Origin of the sequence: Propionispora sp. 2/2-37 (assembly GCF_001298735.1) — a bacterium.
Lineage (GTDB): Bacteria > Bacillota > Negativicutes > Propionisporales > Propionisporaceae > Propionispora.
Genome location: NZ_CYSP01000012.1, coordinates 120,184 through 144,817 on the forward strand (window position 1 = coordinate 120,184; position 24,634 = coordinate 144,817).

24 protein-coding genes, 19 tRNA genes and 1 rRNA gene are annotated in these 24,634 nt (G+C 46.8%); 5 read left to right on the plus strand and 39 right to left on the minus strand.

The window, feature by feature from the left end; genetic code table 11:
- Nucleotides 1-135: 135 nt before the first annotated feature.
- Nucleotides 136-1,509: a hypothetical protein gene (locus P22_RS13895; protein ID WP_054260853.1), complete on the minus strand. Its 1,374-nt coding sequence runs from the start codon at nt 1,507-1,509 to the stop codon at nt 136-138.
- Nucleotides 1,510-1,927: 418 nt separating this feature from the next.
- On the opposite strand from P22_RS13895, the gene P22_RS13900 reads away from it, so the two are divergent.
- Complete coding sequence (locus tag P22_RS13900) at nt 1,928-2,404, plus strand: hypothetical protein (protein ID WP_054260854.1); 477 nt, start codon at nt 1,928-1,930, stop codon at nt 2,402-2,404.
- Between the two features lie 126 nt (nt 2,405-2,530).
- On the opposite strand, the gene leuB is transcribed toward P22_RS13900, so the two are convergent.
- From leuB to cimA, 4 genes are read right to left on the minus strand one after another with little or no spacing between them, the layout of a single operon-like run.
- Nucleotides 2,531-3,604, minus strand: a complete 1,074-nt coding sequence (leuB, locus tag P22_RS13905; protein WP_054260855.1) for a 3-isopropylmalate dehydrogenase — start codon at nt 3,602-3,604, stop codon at nt 2,531-2,533.
- Nucleotides 3,604-4,110 (minus strand): 3-isopropylmalate dehydratase small subunit, encoded by a 507-nt coding sequence (gene leuD, locus P22_RS13910; protein WP_054260856.1) that lies wholly within the window; start codon nt 4,108-4,110, stop codon nt 3,604-3,606. The genes leuB and leuD overlap by 1 nt, the downstream gene beginning before the upstream one ends.
- Before the next feature lies 1 nt (nt 4,111).
- Entirely contained in the window at nt 4,112-5,380 is a 1,269-nt protein-coding gene (leuC, locus tag P22_RS13915; RefSeq protein ID WP_156318971.1) for a 3-isopropylmalate dehydratase large subunit, read from the minus strand.
- A gap of 52 nt (nt 5,381-5,432) precedes the next feature.
- Nucleotides 5,433-7,013 carry a citramalate synthase gene (gene cimA / locus P22_RS13920; RefSeq protein ID WP_054260857.1) on the minus strand — a complete coding sequence of 527 codons (1,581 nt, stop codon included), beginning with the start codon at nt 7,011-7,013 and terminating at the stop codon, nt 5,433-5,435.
- Nucleotides 7,014-7,173: 160 nt separating this feature from the next.
- Between cimA and P22_RS13925 the strand changes: the two genes are divergently transcribed.
- On the plus strand, nt 7,174-7,452 hold the full coding sequence (locus P22_RS13925; RefSeq protein ID WP_054260858.1) for a hypothetical protein: 279 nt from the start codon (nt 7,174-7,176) through the stop codon (nt 7,450-7,452).
- Nucleotides 7,453-7,496: 44 nt separating this feature from the next.
- Here the strand turns inward: P22_RS13925 and P22_RS13930 are convergent, their stop codons facing one another.
- Complete coding sequence (locus P22_RS13930) at nt 7,497-8,465, minus strand: GntR family transcriptional regulator (RefSeq protein WP_054260859.1); 969 nt, start codon at nt 8,463-8,465, stop codon at nt 7,497-7,499.
- A 176-nt stretch (nt 8,466-8,641) separates the two neighbouring features.
- Complete coding sequence (locus tag P22_RS13935) at nt 8,642-9,787, minus strand: ABC transporter substrate-binding protein (RefSeq protein ID WP_054260860.1); 1,146 nt, start codon at nt 9,785-9,787, stop codon at nt 8,642-8,644.
- A gap of 430 nt (nt 9,788-10,217) precedes the next feature.
- Between P22_RS13935 and P22_RS13940 the strand changes: the two genes are divergently transcribed.
- Nucleotides 10,218-10,763, plus strand: a complete 546-nt coding sequence (locus tag P22_RS13940) for an NADH peroxidase (protein ID WP_054260861.1) — start codon at nt 10,218-10,220, stop codon at nt 10,761-10,763.
- 65 nt (nt 10,764-10,828) lie between these two features.
- On the opposite strand, the gene gluQRS is transcribed toward P22_RS13940, so the two are convergent.
- From gluQRS to P22_RS13965, 6 genes are all read right to left on the minus strand, one after another.
- Complete coding sequence (gene gluQRS / locus P22_RS13945) at nt 10,829-11,773, minus strand: tRNA glutamyl-Q(34) synthetase GluQRS (protein ID WP_235814657.1); 945 nt, start codon at nt 11,771-11,773, stop codon at nt 10,829-10,831.
- 34 nt (nt 11,774-11,807) lie between these two features.
- Nucleotides 11,808-13,196 carry an NAD(P)/FAD-dependent oxidoreductase gene (locus P22_RS13950; protein ID WP_054260863.1) on the minus strand — a complete coding sequence of 463 codons (1,389 nt, stop codon included), beginning with the start codon at nt 13,194-13,196 and terminating at the stop codon, nt 11,808-11,810.
- Nucleotides 13,197-13,476: 280 nt separating this feature from the next.
- Nucleotides 13,477-13,632 (minus strand): hypothetical protein, encoded by a 156-nt coding sequence (locus tag P22_RS20600; RefSeq protein ID WP_156318972.1) that lies wholly within the window; start codon nt 13,630-13,632, stop codon nt 13,477-13,479.
- A gap of 97 nt (nt 13,633-13,729) precedes the next feature.
- Complete coding sequence (locus P22_RS13955; RefSeq protein ID WP_054260864.1) at nt 13,730-14,074, minus strand: branched-chain amino acid transporter permease; 345 nt, start codon at nt 14,072-14,074, stop codon at nt 13,730-13,732.
- A complete protein-coding gene (locus P22_RS13960; protein WP_216598082.1) occupies nt 14,061-14,777 on the minus strand; it encodes an AzlC family ABC transporter permease in 717 nt (238 codons plus the stop codon). Before P22_RS13960 ends, P22_RS13955 begins: the two co-directional genes overlap by 14 nt.
- A gap of 68 nt (nt 14,778-14,845) precedes the next feature.
- The gene (locus P22_RS13965; RefSeq protein ID WP_054260865.1) at nt 14,846-16,030 is read right to left on the minus strand and encodes an aminotransferase-like domain-containing protein; all 1,185 of its coding nucleotides are present in this window, start codon (nt 16,028-16,030) and stop codon (nt 14,846-14,848) included.
- 433 nt (nt 16,031-16,463) lie between these two features.
- Here P22_RS13965 and lepB point away from each other — a divergent pair, with 433 nt between their 5' ends.
- Nucleotides 16,464-17,027: a signal peptidase I gene (gene lepB / locus P22_RS13970; protein ID WP_054260866.1), complete on the plus strand. Its 564-nt coding sequence runs from the start codon at nt 16,464-16,466 to the stop codon at nt 17,025-17,027.
- Between the two features lie 59 nt (nt 17,028-17,086).
- Here lepB and P22_RS13975 read toward each other — a convergent pair whose 3' ends face one another.
- The 4 genes from P22_RS13975 to P22_RS13990 are packed head-to-tail and all read right to left on the minus strand — an operon-like array spanning nt 17,087 to nt 20,983.
- Nucleotides 17,087-18,211, minus strand: a complete 1,125-nt coding sequence (locus tag P22_RS13975) for an ABC transporter permease (RefSeq protein ID WP_054260867.1) — start codon at nt 18,209-18,211, stop codon at nt 17,087-17,089.
- On the minus strand, nt 18,208-19,113 hold the full coding sequence (locus P22_RS13980; RefSeq protein ID WP_054260868.1) for an ABC transporter ATP-binding protein: 906 nt from the start codon (nt 19,111-19,113) through the stop codon (nt 18,208-18,210). The genes P22_RS13975 and P22_RS13980 overlap by 4 nt, the downstream gene beginning before the upstream one ends.
- The gene (locus tag P22_RS13985; RefSeq protein WP_054260869.1) at nt 19,110-20,015 is read right to left on the minus strand and encodes an ABC transporter ATP-binding protein; all 906 of its coding nucleotides are present in this window, start codon (nt 20,013-20,015) and stop codon (nt 19,110-19,112) included. Before P22_RS13985 ends, P22_RS13980 begins: the two co-directional genes overlap by 4 nt.
- Nucleotides 20,012-20,983, minus strand: a complete 972-nt coding sequence (locus tag P22_RS13990) for an HlyD family secretion protein (RefSeq protein WP_054260870.1) — start codon at nt 20,981-20,983, stop codon at nt 20,012-20,014. The genes P22_RS13985 and P22_RS13990 overlap by 4 nt, the downstream gene beginning before the upstream one ends.
- Nucleotides 20,984-21,184: 201 nt before the next feature.
- On the opposite strand from P22_RS13990, the gene P22_RS13995 reads away from it, so the two are divergent.
- Nucleotides 21,185-21,535 carry an ASCH domain-containing protein gene (locus P22_RS13995; protein ID WP_054260871.1) on the plus strand — a complete coding sequence of 117 codons (351 nt, stop codon included), beginning with the start codon at nt 21,185-21,187 and terminating at the stop codon, nt 21,533-21,535.
- Between the two features lie 265 nt (nt 21,536-21,800).
- Here the strand turns inward: P22_RS13995 and P22_RS14000 are convergent, their stop codons facing one another.
- The 22 genes from P22_RS14000 to P22_RS14105 all read right to left on the minus strand — a co-directional run bounded on the left by P22_RS14000 (nt 21,801) and on the right by P22_RS14105 (nt 24,626).
- Entirely contained in the window at nt 21,801-22,013 is a 213-nt protein-coding gene (locus P22_RS14000) for an aspartyl-phosphate phosphatase Spo0E family protein (protein WP_054260872.1), read from the minus strand.
- Nucleotides 22,014-22,306: 293 nt separating this feature from the next.
- Nucleotides 22,307-22,543, minus strand: a complete 237-nt coding sequence (locus P22_RS14005; protein ID WP_054260873.1) for a hypothetical protein — start codon at nt 22,541-22,543, stop codon at nt 22,307-22,309.
- A gap of 164 nt (nt 22,544-22,707) precedes the next feature.
- Nucleotides 22,708-22,794: transfer RNA gene (locus P22_RS14010), tRNA-Leu, on the minus strand.
- A 3-nt stretch (nt 22,795-22,797) separates the two neighbouring features.
- Nucleotides 22,798-22,880: transfer RNA gene (locus tag P22_RS14015), tRNA-Leu, on the minus strand.
- Between the two features lie 13 nt (nt 22,881-22,893).
- Nucleotides 22,894-22,982, minus strand: a tRNA-Leu gene (locus P22_RS14020).
- A gap of 11 nt (nt 22,983-22,993) precedes the next feature.
- A tRNA-Gly gene (locus tag P22_RS14025) sits at nt 22,994-23,067 on the minus strand.
- A 9-nt stretch (nt 23,068-23,076) separates the two neighbouring features.
- A tRNA-Met gene (locus tag P22_RS14030) sits at nt 23,077-23,153 on the minus strand.
- Nucleotides 23,154-23,161: 8 nt separating this feature from the next.
- Nucleotides 23,162-23,246, minus strand: a tRNA-Tyr gene (locus P22_RS14035).
- Between the two features lie 12 nt (nt 23,247-23,258).
- A tRNA-Thr gene (locus P22_RS14040) sits at nt 23,259-23,334 on the minus strand.
- A gap of 2 nt (nt 23,335-23,336) precedes the next feature.
- Nucleotides 23,337-23,412, minus strand: a tRNA-Phe gene (locus tag P22_RS14045).
- A gap of 16 nt (nt 23,413-23,428) precedes the next feature.
- Nucleotides 23,429-23,503, minus strand: a tRNA-Ile gene (locus P22_RS14050).
- Nucleotides 23,504-23,509: 6 nt separating this feature from the next.
- A tRNA-Ser gene (locus tag P22_RS14055) sits at nt 23,510-23,598 on the minus strand.
- A gap of 21 nt (nt 23,599-23,619) precedes the next feature.
- Nucleotides 23,620-23,695, minus strand: a tRNA-Asp gene (locus P22_RS14060).
- A gap of 17 nt (nt 23,696-23,712) precedes the next feature.
- Nucleotides 23,713-23,788, minus strand: a tRNA-Val gene (locus P22_RS14065).
- Between the two features lie 86 nt (nt 23,789-23,874).
- Nucleotides 23,875-23,949, minus strand: a tRNA-Glu gene (locus tag P22_RS14070).
- Nucleotides 23,950-23,952: 3 nt separating this feature from the next.
- Nucleotides 23,953-24,028 (minus strand) — tRNA-Lys (locus P22_RS14075).
- Between the two features lie 4 nt (nt 24,029-24,032).
- A tRNA-Gln gene (locus P22_RS14080) sits at nt 24,033-24,108 on the minus strand.
- Between the two features lies 1 nt (nt 24,109).
- Nucleotides 24,110-24,185, minus strand: a tRNA-Asn gene (locus P22_RS14085).
- 4 nt (nt 24,186-24,189) lie between these two features.
- Nucleotides 24,190-24,306, minus strand: a 5S ribosomal RNA gene (gene rrf, locus P22_RS14090).
- Between the two features lie 3 nt (nt 24,307-24,309).
- Nucleotides 24,310-24,400, minus strand: a tRNA-Ser gene (locus P22_RS14095).
- Between the two features lie 14 nt (nt 24,401-24,414).
- Nucleotides 24,415-24,490: transfer RNA gene (locus tag P22_RS14100), tRNA-His, on the minus strand.
- Between the two features lie 60 nt (nt 24,491-24,550).
- Nucleotides 24,551-24,626, minus strand: a tRNA-Met gene (locus tag P22_RS14105).
- Between the last annotated feature and the right edge of the window lie 8 nt (nt 24,627-24,634).

A 24,634-nucleotide genomic window follows, 5' to 3' on the forward strand; every position in this document is an offset into this window, starting at 1 on the left:
TTTGCTTACAGTTTAGTCATATAGTTCCCCTTCATGGTAAAAAAAATCCCAGCCCGCTATTCGCCGGGCTGGATTTTTACAGATTTAGATTTATTTTAAGAAATTGCTAAGTAAGTCCGAGCTGTAAAAACCTCATTAATTTTTCCGGACGGCAGCTATCTCTTTCGTTGGATAATAAAGAAAATGTCTCGTAATATTGCCCGGATGCTTTACCAATAATGGTCCCCATGCAGGATTGGTGTCGTGCATTACTTTTAACAGGGAAACCATTCGTTTGAAAATAGTATCAATGTCAGCCCCGCCGGTAAGCGATTCGGTAACGGCGGCAGCAACTACGTGGGCGGCGTAGAAACCTGATTTATATTCTTCGGTCAATGATTCGGCAGTTTTTAATATTGTACGTAAGTAAACTGAAATGGCTTCATCTGTATTTCTCCAATTTTGAATCTGATCAAGGCTATGATTTTCAAGGCTTTCCAGCTTAGTTTGCATGATGGTGCCGGCAACAATTTTTGCCGACTGTTTTGCTATCTCGTTGTCAATAGCTTTTCCTGCCAACTGGATGGCAGATAAGTCTTTATTCGTTTCGGCTTCAATGACTCTTTCCCATTCTTTGGCCTGATCAAAAATGAGCAGGCCTGTCGCATAGGCTCCCAAATACCCCCTGAGAATATCGGCAGGATGAGTATCTCCTGCTGGACCTACATTACGCAGCTGTGCCTTGCCGGTATAGGCTGCATCCATCCCTCGGATATACCCTATGAGGCCTATCGCCGCCGCAGGACCTAGATTCAGAATGCCTAAAACATCCGAGGCAGTCTCATCAATCCGCGACGACCAATATTCAGCTAAATCGGCGCTAATGTTATTTTGGATTAATGTATTTTTAACCGCATTTGCCAATTCATCGGTCAATCCAATATCCGCGTGGAGAACATCATGTCCGCAAACTTCATGGGGAATACAAGCCCAAGCCAAAAGCCCTGATTCCGCATGAACAGGAGGTATGCTTACAATAGCCGTTTCCAGACCAAAAGAAGCAGTGGCATCCACCGGCCACGTATATGGTCCATTCTCCGGTGCCCCCCACTTTACAAGGGCCGGGACTGTACTCAAATCAGGAGCTTTGACCCCAACCCGGTCCTCGGCACTTAAGAAACCATCATATAAATCACTGACAACTTCCTGAAATGCACTCGTAGCTAAACTATTGTACTCTTCTCCCCGTTCCAGAATGGCCTGGGCAATATCCAGCATTAGCCGGGCAATTCCGGTCTGTTGCCGGTCCATTAAAAGTATCCTCGTAAAACCGCTCCTCCCTAATTTAGTCAGGGTTTGGCTAAAAGGTTCTACCACCGCATTTTTATAAAGGGCTGGAAATTTGTCTTTTGCAGCTTCCAACCGGCCCCGCAATTGATCGTAATCGGTCGGGGCATTCGGAGCCTGCAAATTGGTAAGCACCGCCTTTCTGACATCCTCTATACAACTTGAAAGGTTGGAAATATCCATGCTCTTGCCTCCTTTGTAATTGCTGACCTAATTTGGTCCGTATTATCTTCATACAAAAATTACAATAACCTCCTTATTTATATGATTCTATAAAAACACGTTTATCCTTCTAAATTTTTATATTTTTTACAATAAATGTATTTTGTTTATTCATAATCCGGCTCAGTACAATTTAAAGCAACGTGCCATACCTATCAGCATGAAAAATCAATGTTTTAGTTTGACTTGCCGACCTTTAATTGTAATAACAAACAGCCTGCGAAATTTTAATCCCGCAGGCTGTTTGTCCTCCCCGGCAGGCTTTACACAGCTAACCCCCAATTTATAACCAACCGGAGATCATTTTCCCTTACCTGTCATAAATTTGTCATGATTTCCCTCTAAACTGAAATCATCAAAGAGGAAGGTTAGGTGAAGTATGAAGAAAAGTTTTATTCTTGTCATGGTTGCACTGTTTATGCTGGTATTTACGGGAAGCGTTTTTGCTGCGTCATGGTCTCCTGATTTCGGTAAACCAAGGGCATTGGAAGCGGCCAAAAACCAGGGCTATTTTATTTGGCAGGACAAGAATGGAATTCATCTCCGGACAACTGCCAAGGGAGGAACACATGTCTTCAGAGGAATCATACAAACAAACGGCCAATTTACAGACATCAACAAAACGCGATTAGAAAAGAAGGATACATTTAAGCTGGTCAACCCTTTTAAGAATAAAATCGAGTTTCGGTTTAATACTGCCAACGGGGTAGACGGTTTCGATTTTGACGTGGCCGATGGCAAAAAAGTTCAATTTGAACTGTTTATGGATGGGCAAAGAATTTCTTCAGACAAAATTTACATAGGAGAAGATAATTGGCATCCCGAAACAAATAAATTTAAAATTTATAGATCATAGAGAAATCCCGGTATCTGTGGATTTCAGGTTGAAGACAAATATGCACTTTACGCCAAGCGTAAAGTGCATATTTGTCTTCAACCTGTCTCTCCAAGAGGAGAAAAGTTAATTGCCCGCAATATTCTTTTATAACGCTGCCAGTACCAGTTCACCCATCCGTTTTGTCCCCACTTTTTCCGTCCCCTGGGTCCAGATATCACCGGTTCGATAGCCCCGTTTCAATACACTTTCCACGGCAGTTTCAATCTCGCGGGCCGCAGCACTTAGACCGAGCGAAAACTCAAACAGCATGGCTGCCGACAAAATTTGCGCCAGCGGGTTTGCCAGATCCTGTCCGGCAATATCAGGTGCCGAGCCGTGGATAGGCTCATACATGCCAAAGCTGTCCTCACGTACGCTGGAGGAAGCCAGCATGCCGATGGAACCGGTAATCATGGACGCTTCGTCGGATAAAATATCGCCAAACATATTGCTGGTAACAATAACATCGAATTGTGCCGGATTTTTAACCAGCTGCATAGCCGCATTATCCACATACATATAGTTTAACTCGACAGTGGGATAATGTTTCGCCACTTTGACAACCACTTCGCGCCAAAGTCTGGAGGACTCCAGGATGTTGGCTTTATCGACCAGCGTAACTTTTTTGCGGCGCAAAAGAGCAGCCTCAAAAGCATTTTTGGCAATCCGGGCAATTTCAAATTCATTGTACACTTCACTGTCATAAGCGGTAGCATAGCCGTCCACAGTCGTGCGTCCGCGGTCGCCAAAGTAAATGCCGCCCGTTAATTCCCGAACGATCAGCACGTCCACGCCCTGGGCGATAATCGAATCTTTCAGCGGTGAAGCACCCTTTAGGGCATCATAAATTTTTACCGGTCGCAGATTCGCATACAGGCCAAGGCCGCTGCGCAGCCCTAAAAGAGCTTTTTCCGGACGCTGATTGCCGCCAAGATTATCCCACTTGGGACCGCCTACCGCCCCCAGCAGGACGGCATCGGAATGCTGACAGGTTTCCAGCGTTGCAGCCGGAAGGGGTTCACCGTATTTGTCAATAGCGCAGCCGCCTGCCAGCACCTCGGTGAAGTTTAGTTTTACATCATGTTTAGCCGCCACTTTTTCCATGACCTTAAGCGCTACGGCAGTTACTTCCACACCAATACCGTCGCCGGGGATTACGGCAATGTCATATTCTTTCATTAATTTTTCCCCCAAGCCACTTTATTCTCTCTTACGCAGTTAACCAGACCGTCGTTATCCATAATATTGATCATGAATTCCGGGAAAGGCTGGGACTTATACTCCTTGCCCAGCGTAAGGTTTTTTATTACGCCTGTTTTAAAATCCACTTCCAGCTTATGTCCGGTTGCCGCATCATTAACCGCTTCTTCGCATTCCAGAATAGGAAACCCGATATTAATGGAATTACGATAAAAAATACGGGCAAAGCTTTTGGCGATTACGCAGGAAACACCGGCGGCCTTAATGGAAATCGGAGCATGTTCCCGGGAGGAACCGCAGCCGAAATTACGTCCGCCGACGACAATATCTCCTTTTTTCAATTTTTTAAGAAAATCAACATCCAGGTCTTCCATGCAGTGTTTCGCCAAATCGGCCGGATCGGAAGAGTTCAGATACCGGGCCGGAATAATGACATCGGTATCAATATTATCACCATATTTTAAAACGTCACCCACCGCTTTCATCTTACATTACCTCCTCTGGGGATACTATTTTTCCGGCAACCGCCGAAGCCGCCGCCACCGCCGGGCTGGACAGGTAGACTTCACTGTTGGGATGCCCCATTCGACCGACAAAATTCCGGTTGGTCGTAGCCAAAGCCCGTTCACCTTCCGCTAAAATGCCCATATGGCCGCCCAGACAGGGACCGCAGGTAGGGGTACTAAACACACCGCCGGCTTCGACAAAAATCTTCGCCAAACCTTCTTCCATTGCCTGGATGAAAATGTCCTGCGTACCGGGGAATATAATCAACCGCACACCCTTTTTGACTTTTTTGCCTTTTAGGATGGAAGCCGCAATGCGCAAATCATCCATACGTCCGTTGGTGCAAGAACCGATTACCACCTGATCGATAGCTACATCGCCGACTTGATCAATCGTCCGGGTATTCTCCGGTAAATGAGGAAAGGCGACCGTCGGTTTTAAGGTGCTCAGATCAATCTCAATTACCCGGCTGTACTTGGCATCGGCATCGGCTGCAAAAATCCTTGGCGTTCTGGTGGTACGGCCCTTAACGTATTCCAGCGTCTTTTCATCCACCGGGAAAATGCCGTTTTTGGCACCGGCTTCAATGGCCATATTGGCAATGGTAAAACGGTCATCCAGTGAAAGCGCCGCTACTCCTTCACCGCTAAACTCCATTGACTGGTACAGCGCTCCGTCAACACCGATCATGCCAATGATGTGCAGGATGACGTCCTTGCCGCTTACCCATTTGGATGGTTTTCCTTTCAATACAAACTGTATGGCATCGGGAACTTTAAACCAGGCATACCCGGTGGCCATGCCGCCGGCCATATCGGTACTGCCGACACCGGTAGAAAAGGCGCCCAGGGCTCCGTAAGTACAAGTATGGGAGTCCGCGCCGATAATAACATCGCCAGGAATAGCCAGCCCTTTTTCCGGCAGCAGACAGTGTTCGATGCCCATTTCCCCTACTTCAAAATAATTGGTAATTTCGTGCTTATGAGCAAACTCACGTACCATTTTGGCGTGTTCTGCCGACTTGATATCCTTGTTCGGCGTAAAATGGTCCGGCACCAGCGCCACTTTATCTTTATCAAAAACAGTGGCGGCTTTCATTTCGTTAAACGCCTTAATAGCTACCGGTGTGGTGACATCGTTCCCCAGCACCAAATCCAGTTTGGCACTGATCAGTTGTCCTGCCTCCACATAGTCAAGTCCGGCAGCTGACGCAAAAATCTTTTGAGTCATTGTCATTGGTTTTCCCATGGATGAATCCCCCTTATCATTACTCGTCCGGTAAACCGTCATCACGTAAAAGCTATTGTTTATTTAATAATTTATATTCAACGGAATCAATCAGCGCCTGCAGGCTGGCGTCAATAATATTGGTCGATACGCCAACCGTCGACCAGCTTGACACGCCGTCGGTGGATTCAATCATAACCCGTACCTTGGCCTGTGTTGCACTATCGCTGTCAATGACCCGGACCTTATAGTCAGATAAATGCATTTGTGAAATGGATTCATAAAATTTATGCAGTGCCCGCCGGAGCGCTTTGTCGAGAGCATTAACCGGACCGATTTCGTCCGATACGCCGACCTCTTCCACCATATCGTCCACCCTGATTTTAATAAAGGCCAGTGACGGGCTCTTGCCGCTGCCATTGCCCTTTTCGATAATGACTTTATAGTCCAAAAGCTCAAAGGAATGTTTAAACAGCCCAAGTTCTTTACGGGCCAGCAATTCCAAACTGTGCTCCGCACCTTCAAATTGATAGCCGTGATATTCCTTATCTTTCAGCTTATCCAGAATACGCTGTGTTTCCGCCGAATCCCGCGTAATATGCGGGGCAATGCTGCGGATAATCGCCATCAGGGTGCTGCGCCCGGATACCTCGGATAATAAAATCCGCCGTTCGTTTCCCACCGCTTCCGGGGGAACATGCTCAAAAGAAGTGCTATTTTTATTGACAGCATCAATATGCATACCGCCTTTATGGGCAAACGCGCAATGACCGACATAGGGATCGCGCTCATATGGAACGACATTGCTGACTTCGCTGATATAGCGGCAGGCCGCCGTGATATGCTTCAGCTTTTCAGCGGGAATACACGAATATCCCAGCTTAAGCGTCAAATCAGCAATAATGGTGCTTAAATTGGCATTACCGCACCGTTCGCCAAGTCCGTTGAAAGTTCCCTGAACCTGACGGGCTCCGGCCTGGACCGCCAGCAGGGAATTAGCAACTCCTGTTCCCGAATCATTATGACAGTGAATGCCCAGATTGGAAAATCGATATCGGGAGACTAAACCGCCAACAATCGAATACATCTCGAGGGGAAGCGTACCGCCATTGGTGTCGCAGAGTACCAGCCAGTCGGCACCTGCCTCCTGTGCGGCCTGCAGCACTTCTAAAGCATACTTTTGATTATGTTTGTAGCCGTCAAAAAAATGTTCGGCATCAAAGATAACTTCTTTGCCCAGCGACTTTAGATACCGGATACTGTCGCTGATCATGGACAGGTTTTCCTCCAGCGAGGTTTTAATAATATCGGTCACATGGAAATCCCAGGTCTTACCGAAAATAGCCGTGACCATGGTTCCCGAACTGACAAGCGCCTTAAGATTGACATCCTCGTCAGCCCGGATTCCGGGACGGCGGGTACTGCCAAAAGCGCAAAGTTTGGCATGTTTTAATTTCAGTTCCTTCCGGGCGGCAGCAAAAAACTCCAGATCCTTGCGGTTTGAACCGGGATTGCCGGCTTCGATATAACTCACGCCGATTTCATCCAGCTTAGCCGCAATTTTCAGTTTGTCATTCACACTGAAGGAAATCCCCAGCGCCTGCGACCCATCGCGCAGCGTACTGTCAAATATATGTATTGTCTTATCGGACATACATTCACCTCCTGCCAATCGCTGTGTATATCGCTACACCGGCTTTAATGGTTTATTATACAATATCCCCGCTTGTTCCGTTATACCGTTCGATGTTCACATAAAAACTATACCATCATACAATATAATAAATGACAAATAAAGGAGGCTTTCTATCCGTATGCCAAGGTTATTCAAGTCCGCCCGTCAGACGACCGTTATTTCGGTCACACCTACCAGCCAGCTTAACAGCGCCTACTTACTGCTGCTGCAAATCCGCCCGGTTATAGCCCGTGGTATCAAAGACCTGGACGAATACGACCCCAAACACGTAATAATCGAAGTGGGTCTTATGAGTTATTTAATGGGAATGGGCTTTGATTATCGAACGGCTTGCACCATTGTAAAATCATGGGAAAAAGATGAAGAACTATTTGATCCCCTTTTATTAGAAGACTGAAATAATCCGGAAAAGCCTTTTACCGTTTTTGGTCTTTTCTCCGTCTATGGCTGCACAACCTGGGGTGCAAGGTATTGCTTGATCATGCTGATTCCTGCCTGGTCAAGGGCATTAATATATTCCAGCACCCGGATTTTCTCCGGCACCATCGTACGAATCCGGTCAATCACCGCCCGTGAACTGACTACCACATCGACAGACTGCAGCAGCTCACGCAAAGACGGTTCATGATTTAAGCCGGCGTGCCGCAGCACCACATTGGTCAGTCCGGCTGATTTCAGGGAGGTCTCCATCCGCTGTGCCCCCTCTTCCGTGGCACAAACCAGGCCGACACGAGTGCCTTGCTCTAACTGTCCAATCTGGAACAGCGTCTTAATTTGCGGTACCGCCATTACGGCAATCACTTCTTTTCCGTAAGGTTCTAAAATACTTTTTACCGCTTCTACATGACTAAAGGTGGTAACAGCAAAACCGAACCCTCCGCTGGCTTCGCTGCCCGCTCTGGTGTTTAAATCGGCCAGCAGACAACCTTCCACCGCTATGCCAATCTCACGTTCCAGTTCCTGACTGTAGTATTCAATGTCATGGCGGTTGCATTCAACAAATACGATCTTATCAAAGCCGTTCTGCTGATCAAAGCCCAGAATTGCCTGGCCGAAAACAACAGTAAATAAGTCCTCGGCACTAAATCCCAGCTCCCGGGCACGCTGAATGGTTTCCTGCGCTAAATTAAGCAGCGCCTGCCGTCTTTGTACATCAGGGATCCGGGGAATTTCTTCGGCCACATAAGTTCCCTGCCCATGTTTCATCTCAATAAGTCCTTCGCTCTCCAGCTCTTTATACGCAGCGATAACCGTGTTCCGGTTGATGCAAAGCACCGCCGCCAGATCCTTGGGCGAAGGCAGCCTGTCACCATGGGCCAGTTCGGCCCCCAGAATAAAATACTTAATTTGTTCTTTCAGCTGCTGATAAATCGGAAATTCAGAAGCCTTATTTATTCGAAACTCCATCATTGCCCATTCTCCTAGAATAAACCATAATAATCAGATAACTAGTTTTCTAGTACTCTATTACAATAATACCAGGATCACCGGGCAGCGTCAATGCCCAAAATAGAAAATGCCGTCCCGGCATGCAGCCAGGTACGGCATTTTTAAATTCCATTACACCCTAGCATCTTGATTCCTTATTAAGGGTTAATGGTTGTTTTATAAGTCTGTTTACCGTCTTTCATTTCAATAACTACGGCGCTCTTCACCGGATTGTGGTTTTCATCCAGTGTAATTTTACCGGTAACCAGTTCCAAATCTTTAATTTGCGCTATTGCATCTTTGATTTTAACCGGGTCGGCACTGTTAGCCCGTTTAATCGCATCAACGGCCATATAGGCTGCGTCATACCCCAGAACAGCAGGTGCATCCGGAATTTGACCATATTCGGCTTTATAAGCTTCAATGAATTTTGCAATGCGGGGGCTCTTATCGTCGGCCGCATAATGATTGGAGAAGAAGGTATTAGTCAATGCCTCGGCACCGGCAATATCCGCTAATTTCGTGGAATCCCAGCCGTCACCGCCGATAATCGGTACAGTGATACCCAGTTCACGCGCCTGTTTTATAATTTTACCTGCTTCCTCATAATAGCCGGGAACGAATACAACATCCGGATTAGCTGCTTTTATTTTTGTCAAAGTAGCCTTAAAATCCTGGTCTTTTTGCAAATAAGCTTCTTTGGAGATAATCTGTCCGCCCTTTTTGGTAAAACTTTCTTCAAAGAACTGAGCCAAGCCTTTGGAATAATCGGAACTGTTGTCAATATATACGGCAGCGGTTTTAGCCTTTAACGTATCGGCTGCAAATGATGCCATAACTGTTCCCTGAAAAGGATCAATAAAACAAGTACGGAAAGCGTATTCATTTACCTTCCCGTTGTCCACCGTTACTTTGGGATTGGTGGAGAAAGGAGTGATAAACGGCACTTTATTGTCTGCCGCGATCTGTGCACCAGCGAGGGTATTGGAACTGGCTCCGGCACCAAGTACCAGTGCTACTTTATCCTGAGTTACCAATTTGGTTACCGCATTGGCCGATTCAGAAGGTTCGGATTTGTTATCGGCAACAATAAAGCTAATCTGTTTGCCCAAAACACCGCCTGCAGCATTCACTTCTTTAAAAGCCAGTTTGATACCATTGGCCATGGACTGCCCGTAGCTTGCTGTATTTCCTGTCATTTCCAGATTGCCGCCGATTTTAATTTCTTTGGAGTCGGTACCACTGCAACCGGAAACCAGGAGCGCAGCCCCCAACAGGGACACATACAATAATTTTTTTAGCATAAATATCCTCCCTCATTATTTTCGAAAAACAAAAAACGCCAAGGGAAATATACATTTCCCTCAGCGTCATCGCTTTTCTTTTTACCTATGATTTTTTCTTTCTTCGATTTTACCATAAAGCTTGACTATTGTATATATTTTTTTAATATTTTGCTCCATATTTCCTGCATTTTTTGTATGGCTGTTTTACTGTATCCTTATAGACAGTCCTTGTCCACGGTACTTAGCATTTCATCCAGCTTCGCCATCTCTTCTTTGAAAATATATATCCATGTACGGCAAAAACAAGCATAATTTTTACGTCATTCCCTTTTACCATGGCAAACTTCCCTAGTTTGGTAAAATTAGTCTTGACATTTCCTTTATTTATTTGTATTATATATTTGTGCCATTAAATAATAATTATTATTAAAAAGGAGAGATTATCTAAATGAAAAAATTTGTATGTTCTATCTGTGGTTATGTTCATGAAGGAGACTCTGCGCCGGAATCCTGTCCGCAATGTAAGGCTCCTGCCTCCAAATTCATTGAAAAATCGGCAGCAGGTCTGTCCTGGCCCGATGAACACCGTATCGGTGTCGCTGCCGGTGTGGACGCCGAGATCGTCGAAGGTCTCAAGATGAACTTTATGGGTGAATGTACAGAGGTCGGCATGTATCTCGCTATGAGCCGCCAGGCCGACCGCGAAGGATTCCCGGAAGTAGCGGAAGCTTATAAACGCATTGCCTTTGAAGAGGCCGAACATGCCGCAAAATTTGCCGAATTACTGGGTGAGGTCGTTTTCCCTTCCACTAAGAAAAATCTTGAATTACGTGTTGAAGCCGAATACGGCGCCACTCAGGGTAAACTGGATCTGGCGAAAAAAGCAAAACAGCTCAATCTGGATGCCATCCATGACACCGTACACGAAATGTGTAAGGACGAAGCTCGTCATGGTGCAGCTTTCAAGGGATTATTGGACAGATATTTCAAATAAGAGACAGTCTGACATAAAAAAGAGAACTGGTTTTTCCATAGCCAGTTCTCTCTTTTTATGCCCGTTTACGCTAAAATCTCCGTAATATTCCCGGGGATAACGACCGGTTTTTTCGCCAGTCGTGAGATATCAAAACAAGCAATCAACTCTTTTGCCTCAACAGCACTATATTCCGGGATAAGTCCTGCCTGACAGGCCAGATAACCGACAATCTGCTCCGGGCGAATGCCGCGGCGCCTTAAAATGGTTAAAGAGAGATCCCCGTGACGTTTTGACAACCGGCTACCATCCTGTCCAAGCAATAAGGGGACATGGGTGAAAACCGGCTGTTTAAGACTCAAAAGCCGGTAAAGTAATAACTGCCGCGGAGTCGAAGCAATTAAATCGTTGCCCCTTAGCACATGCGTAATATGCATGGCGGCATCATCAACCACCACCGCCAGTTGATAAGCGTAAACACCGTCCGAACGCCGCAGGACAAAATCCCCGACAGACTGTTCAATATTCTGCTGTATTTCCCCATATAATAAATCGCTATAGGAAATACTGCCCGGAGGAACCAGCAGGCGCATCGCCGGCTTACGATCCGTACGGCTGACTTTCCTGTTGCGGCAGGTTCCCGGATAGCGCTGCTCCCCGTCGGAAGCATGGGGCGCAGCAGCTGCCAGTTCAGCCCGGGTACAATAACAAGGATACGTCCGCCCGGCTGCCGCCAGGCGTTCAAAGGCTTCCTGGTAAAACTCCGACCGGACGCTTTGGCAGTAGGGTCCGTAATCGCCACCGGCATCCGGTCCTTCATCCCAGTCCAGTCCCAGCCATCGAAGGTCTACCTGCAGCGCAGCAGCATAGGCAGGACGTGACCGGTCCGGATCCAGATCCTCCATCCGCAGCACCATCGTCCCGCCCGCCGACCTCACCTGAAGCCAGGCTAACAGCGCCGTCCAGGCATTGCCCAGATGCATATGGCCGGTCGGACTGGGAGCGAACCGTCCGCGTAGTGTATTTCCCACTGCATTCACCCTCTTTGAAAATCCATAGCAAACCTTATTTACTCAACCGGCTAATAATGGCTCTGGCCACATGCACACCGCTGGCACTGGCCTGCGAAAGGCCGCGGGTTACACCAGCCCCGTCCCCGATGGCAAACATGTTGGGAATTTCGGTTTCCAGCTCCGAAGTCAGTTTCAGGCGCGAACTATAAAACTTCACTTCCACACCATACAGCAGCGTATCATCATTGGCCATGCCCGGTGCTATTTTATCCAGGGCATAAATCATTTCAATGATATTGTCCAGATGACGTTTGGGTAACACCAAGCTCAAATCACCGGGTACGGCCTGCAGGGTTGGCGTGGTAAAGCTTTGTGCCAGACGGTGCTCATTGGTCCGGCGGCCTTTTATCAAATCGCCAAATCGCTGTACCAGCACACCGCCGCCCAGCATATTGGAAAAAGAAGCAATCCGTTTGCCATACTGATGCGGCTCGTTAAACGGTTCGGTAAAGCGGTTGCTTACCAGCAAGGCAAAGTTGGTGTTTTTACTGTGCAGTTTTTCATCCCGGTAGCTGTGCCCGTTAGCGGTTACAATGCCGTCCGTATTTTCAGCAACCACATATCCCTTGGGATTCATGCAGAAGGTACGGACCAAATCACCGTATTGCTTAGTCCGGTATACCAGTTTCGCTTCATAAACCTCATCCGTAATATGCTGAAAAATCTCCGCCGGAATTTCCACCCGCACGCCGACATCCACCTGATTGTTAAACAACGGCAGCTTTAAGTCTTTGCACTGTCCGGAAAACCATTCCGACCCCGCTCTGCCGGGAGCGGCTATCAGATAGTCGCAATATACCGGCTGGTCATTCTCTAGCTCAAGAGTAAACCCCTGGCGATTGCCTTCAGGCAAAATCGCCGCTACATGACGGTTAAAAATTAACCTAACCCGGTCTTTTAACACTTCATATATGGTTTTTAATATCTGCAGGTTATTTTCCGTACCCAGGTGCCTTACTTTAGCATTCAGCAAATGCAAATCATAAGCCAGAGCTTTTATCCCAATACTGCTGTGCTCAGTGGAAAAGTATTCGGCGGGAGCCCCATACTGCAGATTGATTTCATCTACATAATCAATTAACGCCAATACCTCTTGATCGGCCAGGTATTCATTCAGCCAGCCGCCAAACTCTGTCGTAAAATTATACTTACCATCGGAAAATGCCCCGGCACCGCCAAAACCGCGCATGATGCCGCAGGACTTGCAGTGAATACAGTTCGCCACTTTCTTTTCCGCAATCGGACACTTCCGGGTATAAATATCGTTTCCTTCTTCAATCATGACCACGCGCAAATCCGGCTTCATTTTTGTCAGTTCATATGCCGCAAAGATACCTGCCGGTCCACCGCCAATAATGGCTACATCATAGTTAGCAGTCATTTGTTTTCCCTCATTTCACTCATCAATAAGCAAACCAAAAGTTATTATACTGTATCCTAAAAAGCTTGTATAGCTTTTTTTGACAGGTTATATTTTTAACGGATTGCCAATCCAGATATAAAAATCAGTTTTTCATACTTCTCTATTATAACATGGAAGTCCGTGGCTATGCATGAGAGCTATTCCCCCTGCAAAGCAAAAAAGAATCCATAATCCATGGCTCCTTCTTTTAACAGCTTATAACTTACCACAGCTTCACTCCTACCCATCATCCCGGGGATCAAAGTCGGCGCAAAACGCTGCCGGTAACCTGAGTGCCCTCTATATCCATAATATCTAAGGAATCCACTTCCGGGTACTGCCTCACTAGACCGGAAAGCACAACCCCAAAATCATTGGCTGAGACACCGGCCAACTGCTGCAGCAAAAAACCCATAACTCATATGCCGGTTGTTTTTCCATGCTTTGCCGGACTTTGTGAATTTTTCTCCGGTGCAATTATTATCAAATGTTGTCGTCTTTTGCAATGCCGCTTAGGAAAAGAAGACCTTTTCCATTGCTCCGGTTTGCAGTAAAATCATATACAAAACTGTTGGGCCAAAAATACTAAGCAGGGGATTCCGTTTCCAGCTATGCAGAAGCAGCACGGCCATAACGGCTAACACTTCGTTAAGGCCGTGTGGTATGCCCCCCCACTGGATATCTTTCAGGCAATACAATACCAGAATCGTGATAATCACCGGAGGAATATATTTACCGATAAATAGGAGTACCTCCGGCGGCTGTTTGGCGCTAAAAAACAAAAAGGGGAAATAACGGGTAACCATAGTGATGAAAGCTATAATCACTATGGCCACTAATACATTAGTCAGACTCATGCTGCGTAATCCTTCCTTTAAAAATTAATAACAAACCAATGGACAAAATAATCGCCGCCAACAGCATATTGCTTTTGCCGATAATCACTAAAGACAATAGGGCGCAAGCTCCGCCAATGGCAAAAGGAATTTTGGTGGAGTAACTGGTAAACTGCTCAAAAAGCAACACAATAAACAAGGCGGTCAAAGAAAAATCCAGCCCTGTGGTATTTATCGTCATAAAGCTGCCGGCTACCGCACCGATAACGCTGCCTGCTATCCAATAGCAATGGTTGAGCAATGAAATATAAAAATAAAAACGTCCCCTATCGACTTCCTGCGGCTCTTTCAAACCGGTTAGCAACGCATACGTCTCATCGGTCAGGGAAAATATCATGTAAGGCTTTAGTCTGCCGGTCAGGTTGAATTGGCTGAACAACGACAGGCCATAGACCATATGCCGGAAATTGACTAAAAAGGTAACTGTGGCAATCTCTAGGAAACTGGCGTCGCTGACAAAAAAGCCTACGGCAATAAACTGTGCCGCCCCGGCGTAAACAAGGGTACTCATGAGTAAGGCAATAACCCACGAATATCCCGCATTGTTAAGCAGTAGGCCAAAAGCGATGCCAATCGCCATGTAGCCAAAAAAAACAGGAGCGGTCGCTTTCGCCGCTACATGTAAGGCAGCCATATCCAGCTGCTGTTTTAACCGATTCATCATATCCTGGTCTCCCTTGCATTTCATAGCACACTACTACTCCTAATTATAAATAATCACGCTGCATTTTTCTACATATACTCTTTAACGGCGTCGGCCAGCCGAATAATTCCGGTACGAATCTTCTCTTCCGGCATATTGGAATAATTTAAGCGCAGGGTATGTTCCACCCCGCCATTGGGAAAGAAAGAGTCACCTGGCACAAAGGCAACCTGCCGTTTTAAACATTCTGTCAAAAGCTTCACGGCGGTGATATGCTTTGGCAGTTCCACCCACAGAAATAAACCGCCCTGCGGCCGGGTGTAGTTTATGATACCGGCCAGGTTCTCATCTAGTGCCGCCAGCATGGCATTGCGTCGCTGCCGGTAGACGGTAATAATGTTTTGAATATTGGCTTCAAAATCATACAAATCCAAGTACCTCGATAATTCCATTTGACTGATCGAAGATGTATGCAAATCCGCCCCCTGCTTGATTAATACATATTTCTCGATATAACGCCTGTCGGCAGCGATCCAGCCAATACGCATTCCCGGACAGAACGTTTTGGAAAAGGTGCTGGTGAAAATCACCAGACCTTTACTGTCCAGTGATTTCAAGGAAGGCAATATCTCATTTTCAAAACGTAATTCGCCGTAAGGATTATCCTCAATAACCGGAATTTCATACTGATTAACCAGTTCAATTAAAGCTTTGCGCCGCTCCAGCGACCAGGTACGCCCGGTAGGGTTTTGAAAATCCGGAATTACATAAAGCAACTTTACCCTGGGAGTAGTACGCAAAATTTCCGCCAGTGCTCCGGGGATCATACCGTCCTCATCGGTCGGCACGGCAATAAAACGGGGGAGATAGGCTTTAAAGGCACTGAGTGCGGCAAGATATGTCGGACTTTCACACAGCACCACATCCCCTTCATCCAAAAACAGCTTGCCGGAAAAATCCAGCGCCTGCTGTGAACCGCTGGTAATGAGAATATTGTCGCTCTCCACTCCGGTGCCAAATTTACGGTTTATCCGTGCGGCTATCTGCCGGCGTAATGGCGGATAACCCTCCGTGGTGGAATACTGCAGGGCTTTGCTGCCGGCTTCCTGCAGCACTCTGACGGCCACCTGTTTCAGTTCCTCAACCGGAAACAATTCCGGGGCCGGTAATCCCCCTGCAAAGGAAATCATTTCGCACTGTTGGGTTATTTTTAAAATTTCCCGTATTTCCGATGCCCTGATTTTCTCCATACGCCTTGCAAAAGCCACTGTCATAACCAATCACTCCACTTCATCCGTACCCATGTACTTTGTAAGCCATTAAGGCTTTACATTTATTTTTCCTATCATACACATCCCTGAGAGTACTGTAAATATCCAATTCCGGCTGTTTTTCAGATTTTTGGATACCTACAAAGGAACCGCTCTGTCCCCCCTGGAAGCAATCCTAACCTGTCCTAATCGCCTCCGTCTCTGCAGCCAAAGGCGTTCTTTTTACTTCACCCGGTATTTGTATTTTGCAATACCCGCTAGCCGCTGGACGGCCGCCCTGGTAAATGGTGCTGCAGCAAACCTCACCTCTGTCGTGACCCGTTGTAACGCTAGGCACCGGCCGGCACCTTGGCACATTGCATCCCAATTACATCAGTTGAACTCTTGGTTCCTATATGATAGACTAATTTTGGATGATTTTATCAGGAGGATATGTATGCAGTTACTAAACGAAATTGGCGAATGGATCTACAGCATTATAATCGCCCTGGCTCTGGCCTTATTCATAAACATTTTTCTGTTTCAACCTTCTCTCGTCGTTGGGCAGTCAATGGACCCGACCTTGCACGACGGTCAGCGTATTTTTTTGTCCAAACTTTCGCATACGCTGGGACGTATGCCGGAATACGGTGAAATTGTAACTATCGACAGCCGGGTTTTCCGCGAACGAGGCTGGCGTGACGACCTGACCGATCCGCTGATGAACTGGGTCAATGTCCTGACCGGCAAACAGCCGTCACATACCGTATGGGTAAAGCGGATTATTGGCGAACCCGGCGATGTACTGGAATTTAAGCAAGGGCAAATCTACCGCAACGGCACTCTTCTGGAGGAACCGTACATTAAAGAGCCGATGCGCAATCTGCCGGACCGCCAAATTAAGATACCGGACGACCATGTCTTTGTCCTGGGCGACAACCGCAACAACAGCAGTGACAGCCGGGTAATCGGCAGTATTCCCCGCAGCCACATTCTCGGCACTATGATTTTCGGAATATAAAATGGGTCTAAGCCCTGCAAGCAGCCTTCATCAGCTGTTTGCAGGGCTTTGTTCTGATTCTAGGCCATCTTCTTTTGAAACTTAATAATACTAAGCGTAAGCACTACGACAATAAAGGTGATCAATGCCAGTGTCTGAGTCCAAAGAAATTCAAGCCCGATACCTTTTAAAACAATACCGCGCATAATTTCCAGATAGAAGGTTAACGGCAGGACATTGCCCAGCCAGTAAAAAAGTTTGGGCATAGCCTCCCGGGGAAACATAAATCCCGACAGCAGTATACTCGGCAAAAAGATAAAAAAAGACATCTGCATCGCCTGCATTTGTGTTTTGGCTACAGTGGAAATTAAAACCCCTAAGGCCAGTGAAGCAATGATGAATAGGGTGGTTAGAGCATACAACAACCCTATGCTGCCCTGCAGCGGCAGGTCAAATACTAAAACTCCCATAATCAGCGACAAAGTCGCCTGCACATACCCTACAAAAATATAAGGGATGATCTTTCCCAGCATCAATTCATAGGATCTCATCGGAGTAACAATCAGTTGTTCCAGTGTACCCTGCTCCCGTTCCCGGACAATCGCCATCGAGGTAATCATAACCATCGTCATGGTAAGGATGGTGCCCAAAATACCCGGTACCATATAAAAAGCAGACACAAAATCGGGGTTATACCAGGGACGTATTCTGATATCATAAGGCTGCTCAAATTTTTTTATGCCACTGTTCTCCAGCTTTTTCAGTAGGATTTCCTGCGATTTTAACTGCCCGATCATTTGTGCGGTACTAATTGCCGAAGAAGCGGACATAGAATCCGAAGCATCGACAATAACCTGTACCGCGGCACTGCGGCCATGATTTATGTTTTGGCTGAAATCAGGCGGGAGGATAATACCGACTTTGGCCTTGCCCGCCTCAATCGCATCATTCACTTGCTGATAGCTGCTGGCCACATAGTTAATGTCAAAATATTCACTGGCAGTAAATTCAGCCAATAAATCCCGGCCTTCCTGCTGCCTCGACTGATCAAACACGATAGTGGACAAATGCTTTACATCCGTGTTTATCGCAAAACCAAATACCAAGAGCTGAATAACCGGCAGTCCCACCATCATGGCAAAAGTAATCCGGTCGCGCCGCATTTGAATAAACTCTTTGATCAAAAGGGCCCAGAGTCGCTTCATTCCACCATCCCCCTGCGTCTTGATTGCACGTAATACACAAATACATCTTCCAGTGAGGGTGTAATTACAGTGTAAGGATAGTTTCTATATAGGCCAATATCCGCCTCGGCAACCAGCACATGAACCGATAGGCCGTAGGGATACATATCCATACAGGCCAGGTTAGCATCGGTCAATTGCCGCATAAAATTCATAGGGTCTTCTGCCGGTATTTCCAGCAGCAGGCCGGGAATTGCCTGTTTGAGCCGCTGTGGACTGTCGTCGGCTATCAGATTGCCCTCAAAAATAAAACCGATCCGGTCACAATGTTCCGCTTCGTCCATAAAATGGGTTGTGACCATAATGGTGGTGCCTTCCACTGCCAGTTGATAGATAATATCCCAAAACAGGCGCCGGGACTTAGGATCAACGCCGCCTGTCGGCTCATCTAAAAACAAAATGGACGGCTTATGCAATATGGAACAACCCAAGGCCAGGCGCTGCTTCCAGCCGCCGGACAAATTTGCGGTCAGTTCATTTTTACGCTCCTGAAGGCCGGCCATATCAAGCATCTCATACACGCGTTTTTGCTTGACAGCTTCTGGCAGACTATATAAGCCGGCATAAAAAGTAAGATTTTCCCACACCGTTAAATCGTCATATAAACTAAATTTCTGCGACATGTACCCAAGCTGTTTCTTGACAGCCTCACGGTTCCGGCGTAAATCCATTCCCAAAATCTCACCATAACCGGCCGTCGGTTCCAGAATACCGCAGAGCATCTTGATGGTTGTCGATTTTCCCGAACCATTCGGACCCAAAAAGCCATAAATACTGCCGGTCCTTATGGCCAAATTCAGGTCATCAACTGCCGTAAAAGTCCCAAATTTCTTCGTTAGATTGCGGGTTACTACAGCGTTCATAACGAATCTCCTTTACTAGCCAGAGTGACAAACACATCCTCCAGCATCGGTTTGATCTCCTTCAAGCTTTCGATAGCAACTCCGGCATGTTCCAGCCTTTGCCGGATGGCTGTTGCAGCAACCGCATAGTCTTCCACCGCAATATGATATTTATCGCCAAAAGAATTAATATCGTAAATGTCGATTCCAGTCAGATATTTTTTTACTTCCTTACTGGCAGCGCGTAGTTCAATAATCCGGTAGGGATATTGAGCTTTCAGTCCCTGCGGCGTATCTGCAGCCGTTATCTGCCCCTCATTCATAAAGGCAATGCGGGTGCATAACTCGGCTTCATCCATATACGGCGTAGAGACAAAAATCGTCGTTCCTTCCTGATTCAGCCGGTACAATACCTGCCAAAACTCCCGGCGGGACACCGGATCAACACCGGTTGTCGGTTCATCTAAAAAAAGCAATTGCGGCCGGTGCATAAGTCCGGCAGCTAAAGCCAGTTTTTGCTTCATTCCTCCGGACAAATTGGCTGCCAGACGGTTTGCGAAAGGTGCTAATTTTGTCATCCGCAGAAGCTCTTCCGCCAAAACGACTGTCTGTTTGCTTGAAGCGCCATACAGCGCACCCATCAGTTTAATATTCTCCATCACCGATAAATCGCCATATAAACTAAACCGCTGCGGTACATAGCCAATATACGGCTTGCTTTGCCCCAGATTTTCCTGTCCCAGAACGAAAATCTTTCCTGCGGTGGGTGCTAAAACACCGGTAATCATTCGAATCACGGTCGTTTTTCCGGCGCCATCCGGTCCAACCAGCCCAAAAATATCCCCCCGGTTCACCTTAAGCGACAAGTTATAAACAGCCGTTCTCTTTTGAAAGGACTTTGAGACGTTGCTTAATTCAATCATGGTATGACCACATCGGCAGGCATACCCGGTTTCAGGAGCCCCTGCGAATTATCAATACGGACCTTCACGGCAAAAACCAGGTTAGCCCGTTCACGCTGCGTGATACTCTGCCGGGGATTAAATTCGGCAGAGTCACTAATTTCTTTAATCACTCCGGGAAATACTTGCTCGGGAAAGGCATCAATTTTTACGCCGGCCGCCTGTCCTACCTTGATGGCTGCCAGCTGTGTTGAAGGAATATACACCTTTACCCAGCAGTCATTCATGTCTGCCACGGTTGCGATTGCCGCTCCGGCATTAATATACTCGCCCTGCTCAAAATTTTTAGTTAAAACCAGTCCGGATAAAGGGCTGCTGATCTCGGTATCGGCCAGCAATGACTTACTGGCCTCCACAATGGCTTTGGTCCGTTTTACCTCTTCCCGTTGTGCCTGGATCTCATCCGGCCGGTTGCCTTCGGTAATGATACTTTTTTTTGCCTCGGCAGCAATCAGCGAATTATAAGCCACTTCATAAGCAGACCGGACGCTATCCAGTTGTTGAGCAGCAATAGCTCCCTGACGATATAAAACCGTATAGCGTGTCAAGTCATTTTTCGCTTTGTCAAATACCGACTGCGCTGCGGCTAAATCGGCTTCTGCCTGCATTCGTTCCTGATTGCGGGCTCCTTTTTCCAAATCTTTCAGTTCCGCTTCGGCTTTATCCAAGGCGGCTTCGTCGCGCAATAACTGAGCTTTTAAATCGTCACGGGAAATCCGTGCCACCACATCGCCGGCTTTAAGCCAGTCCCCTTCTTTGAGATTCAGTTCGGTAAGATAACCGCTGGTCTTAGGAGTAATATCCGCCCGGGTTACTTCAATAGTTCCGGTAGCCGTTATCCCGTATTCCTTTTTGTTGAACAGCTTATATCCGGCAATACCGATCAAAAGTGCCAGAATAGCGACACCGGCAATAAGTTTTCGATTCATACCTCAAGCATCCCCTATCCTAAGATTTTATCAACTACGTGGTATTATTTAATCGTTTGATTAAATAATACCACGTACCCCTTACTACTGTCTATAGATTGCAGCAACTTTCCAATTCCCTTTGATAAACCAGAAAAAATGTCATATAATAAAAATATAGCCTTACCAATTATTGAAATTTCACCATAAAGGAGAAATACTATGTTTGCACTTAACTTTCAGTCGCCCAACCATAAAAAATTACTGATTGACCGCAAAAAAAACTGTACTGTCCGTTTGGGAGATGTAAGTGACGTATATTTAGAAAACTCGGTTGTCTGGATTACAATCGGCAAGCCGTTTCAATCGAAACGCAAATTATATACGGCATTTATTGACAAAGTCATCACTAAAACCATTTCCGAACTAACCACCCACGACCTGGATCATCAAAATCCGGAAATTGGCTCTATAGAAGAACTCGTTGCCTTTTTTGAAAAGGTGTATCAAAAATCCATCAGCATGGAAGACATGGTTACTGTTATCTATTTTTCAGAAATTATTGACGAATAATTTCTGTATCACCCAAAATATTCACCATGATACTATCGTCTTGGAGCGGTGCAGCCAGCAATAAAGCCCGGAGTAATCACATGTTACTCACGGGCTTTTATTGTGTTATATAACCATCCGTTGTAAACGATTCCTCTCCCTTGATTCGCCTTGAAACATACAGTCTTAAACAAAAACCTGTTTTCCACCTAGCATCATGCAAACACACAAAAAATGACTGTTTCAATAAAGAATTCATCCTTCCTTATTTGTAACCGCCTGCGCATCAATCCTGTGTTGGGCAAAATCCGTGGCAGGCAGTTTCTAATGCCGCTTTTAAGTATGTAACAATCAGACTATCCAGATACTGACTTTCGCTTAACACATCAGGGTGCCTCAACCCTTTCTCCATTCCTGCTTTCACCATTTCCCGACGTACTTCCTCAATCTCATCAAACAACATGCTGCTTTCGATCATCCTTTCTTTTTTATTTAACAATAACAGTATCCATTATATCTTTATTTACAAATATTGTCAATCAACCTTCTCATCTTGTAGGACCTCTCCCTATACTGTTAGAATAAAGAATAATCTGCAGAAATTATCCCTGCATCCGGGAATTATGCCGTATATAGACGATGAGAATATCGCATTGAAAAAACTTGTCGCCAGGATGACAAGATAAGTATAAAATTAAGCATAAAAGTCTAAATCCCAATAAAACATCAAATTATGCTGTCGGCGCATTCATAAAAAAAAGAGCTTTCGCCCTTTTTCTATGATCTGTATCATCATTCCCATTGAAATTCTAACGTAATTGTCAATCCATCACCGTCAGGACGAATGCAGTAATAAGTACAATGGGCAAGTACCTTCTGAAAAGAACGGATTTGCTTATGTGACTCACCAATCATCTCAGAAACGCGGACAGTAACCAGCGCTTTGTTATTAAAGTTTTCCACAACACTTACATTATTGGAAACCAACTTCATGCCTTTTAAAATGCGTATAAAGGTTGCCCGCTTCATAATGGCTCCTCCCTCTGCTGTTTGCTATAACTTCATTATATCATACATCAACTATTTCTGTGTGATTCAACTTTAGTAAAATCTAATGGTAAAATCCGGTCGAAAAGAATGAGAAAGATGAATAAAAAACCGCAGCCATCGCTACGGTCTTTACGTATACATAATGGTGCCGGAGGTCGGACTCGAACCGACACGGAGTTGCCCCCGGCAGATTTTGAGTCTGCTACGTCTGCCAATTACGTCACTCCGGCGTGTGGTGCGGGAGAAGGGACTTGAACCCCCACGGTTGCCCGCCAGATCCTAAGTCTGGTGCGTCTGCCAATTCCGCCACTCCCGCATATGAAATTGATTGGTGCCGAGGACCGGAATCGAACCGGTACGGGTGTCACCACCCGAGGGATTTTAAGTCCCTTGTGTCTGCCAGTTCCACCACCCCGGCATAACAATATATGGAGCGGGTGAAGGGAATCGAACCCTCGTAGCTAGCTTGGAAGGCTAGTGCTCTACCATTGAGCTACACCCGCAGATTATTTTGGTGGCGGCGCAGGGATTTGAACCCCGGACACTGCGGGTATGAACCGCATGCTCTAGCCAACTGAGCTACGCCGCCGTAAATTATGGTGGAGGGAGCTGGATTCGAACCAGCGAAGGCAGAGCCGGCAGATTTACAGTCTGCTCCCTTTAGCCACTCGGGAATCCCTCCATTATAAAGATGTGGAGCTGGCGAGAGGAATTGAACCCCCAACCTGCTGATTACAAGTCAGCTGCTCTACCAATTGAGCTACGCCAGCGCTGGTGCCTCAGGACAGAATCGAACTGTCGACACGAGGATTTTCAGTCCTCTGCTCTACCGACTGAGCTACCGAGGCATCGGATTCTATATTATGGTGGGCCCACCTGGGATCGAACCAGGGACCAACCGGTTATGAGCCGGTTGCTCTACCGCTGAGCTATAGGCCCGCGATATGGCGGAGGAGGTGAGATTCGAACTCACGGTCCCTTTCAGGATCACTGGTTTTCAAGACCAGCTCCTTAAACCGCTCGGACACTCCTCCTGCAATATAACAATACAAAAATGGCGACCCGGAAGGGACTTGAACCCTCGATCTCCGCCGTGACAGGGCGGCATGTTAACCACTACACCACCGGGCCGTTTCAAAAAATATAAATGGTGGGCGATGACAGGATCGAACTGCCGACATCCTGCTTGTAAGGCAGGCGCTCTCCCAGCTGAGCTAATCGCCCAATTAACAGATGATTAGGAGGTTCTTCACTACGCTCCACTCAGTTTTTCGCGTCGCTTCGCTCCTAAAAATCTGGTTCTCTGTTTATGGTGACCCGTGGGGGAATCGAACCCCCGATACCGCCGTGAAAGGGCGGTGTCTTAACCGCTTGACCAACGGGCCGCTTGGTGATCCACCCGCGACTCGAACGCGGGACACCCTGATTAAAAGTCAGGTGCTCTACCGACTGAGCTAGTGGATCATAATGGCAGGGGTGGCTGGACTCGAACCAACGCATGCGGGAGTCAAAGTCCCGTGCCTTACCGACTTGGCTACACCCCTATGGCTCCTCGAGTAGGACTCGAACCTACGACCGATCGGTTAACAGCCGATTGCTCTACCAACTGAGCTATCGAGGAATATAACCAGCAACTATCTATCCTCCCGGGCCGTTTCCAGCCAAGTACTTTCGACGTATGTGGGCTTAACTACTGTGTTCGGTATGGGAACAGGTGGAACCCCACAGCTATCGTCACTGGATAATGGCGGAGCGACAGGGATTTGAACCCTGGCAGGGGTTGCCCCCTCTAACGATTTAGCAAACCGTCCTCTTCAGCCACTTGAGTATCGCTCCATAAAAAGTAATAATGGGGTGACTGAAGGGATTCGAACCCTCGGGTAACGGAGCCACAATCCGCCGTGTTAACCGCTTCACCACAGCCACCATATATGAAGATTAGAAATGCCAAGTGAGGCTACAGTCTCATTTGGCATTGTACTAGCATGGTTGCGGGAGCAGGACTTGAACCTGCGACCTTCGGGTTATGAGCCCGACGAGCTGCCAGCTGCTCCATCCCGCGATAAACAA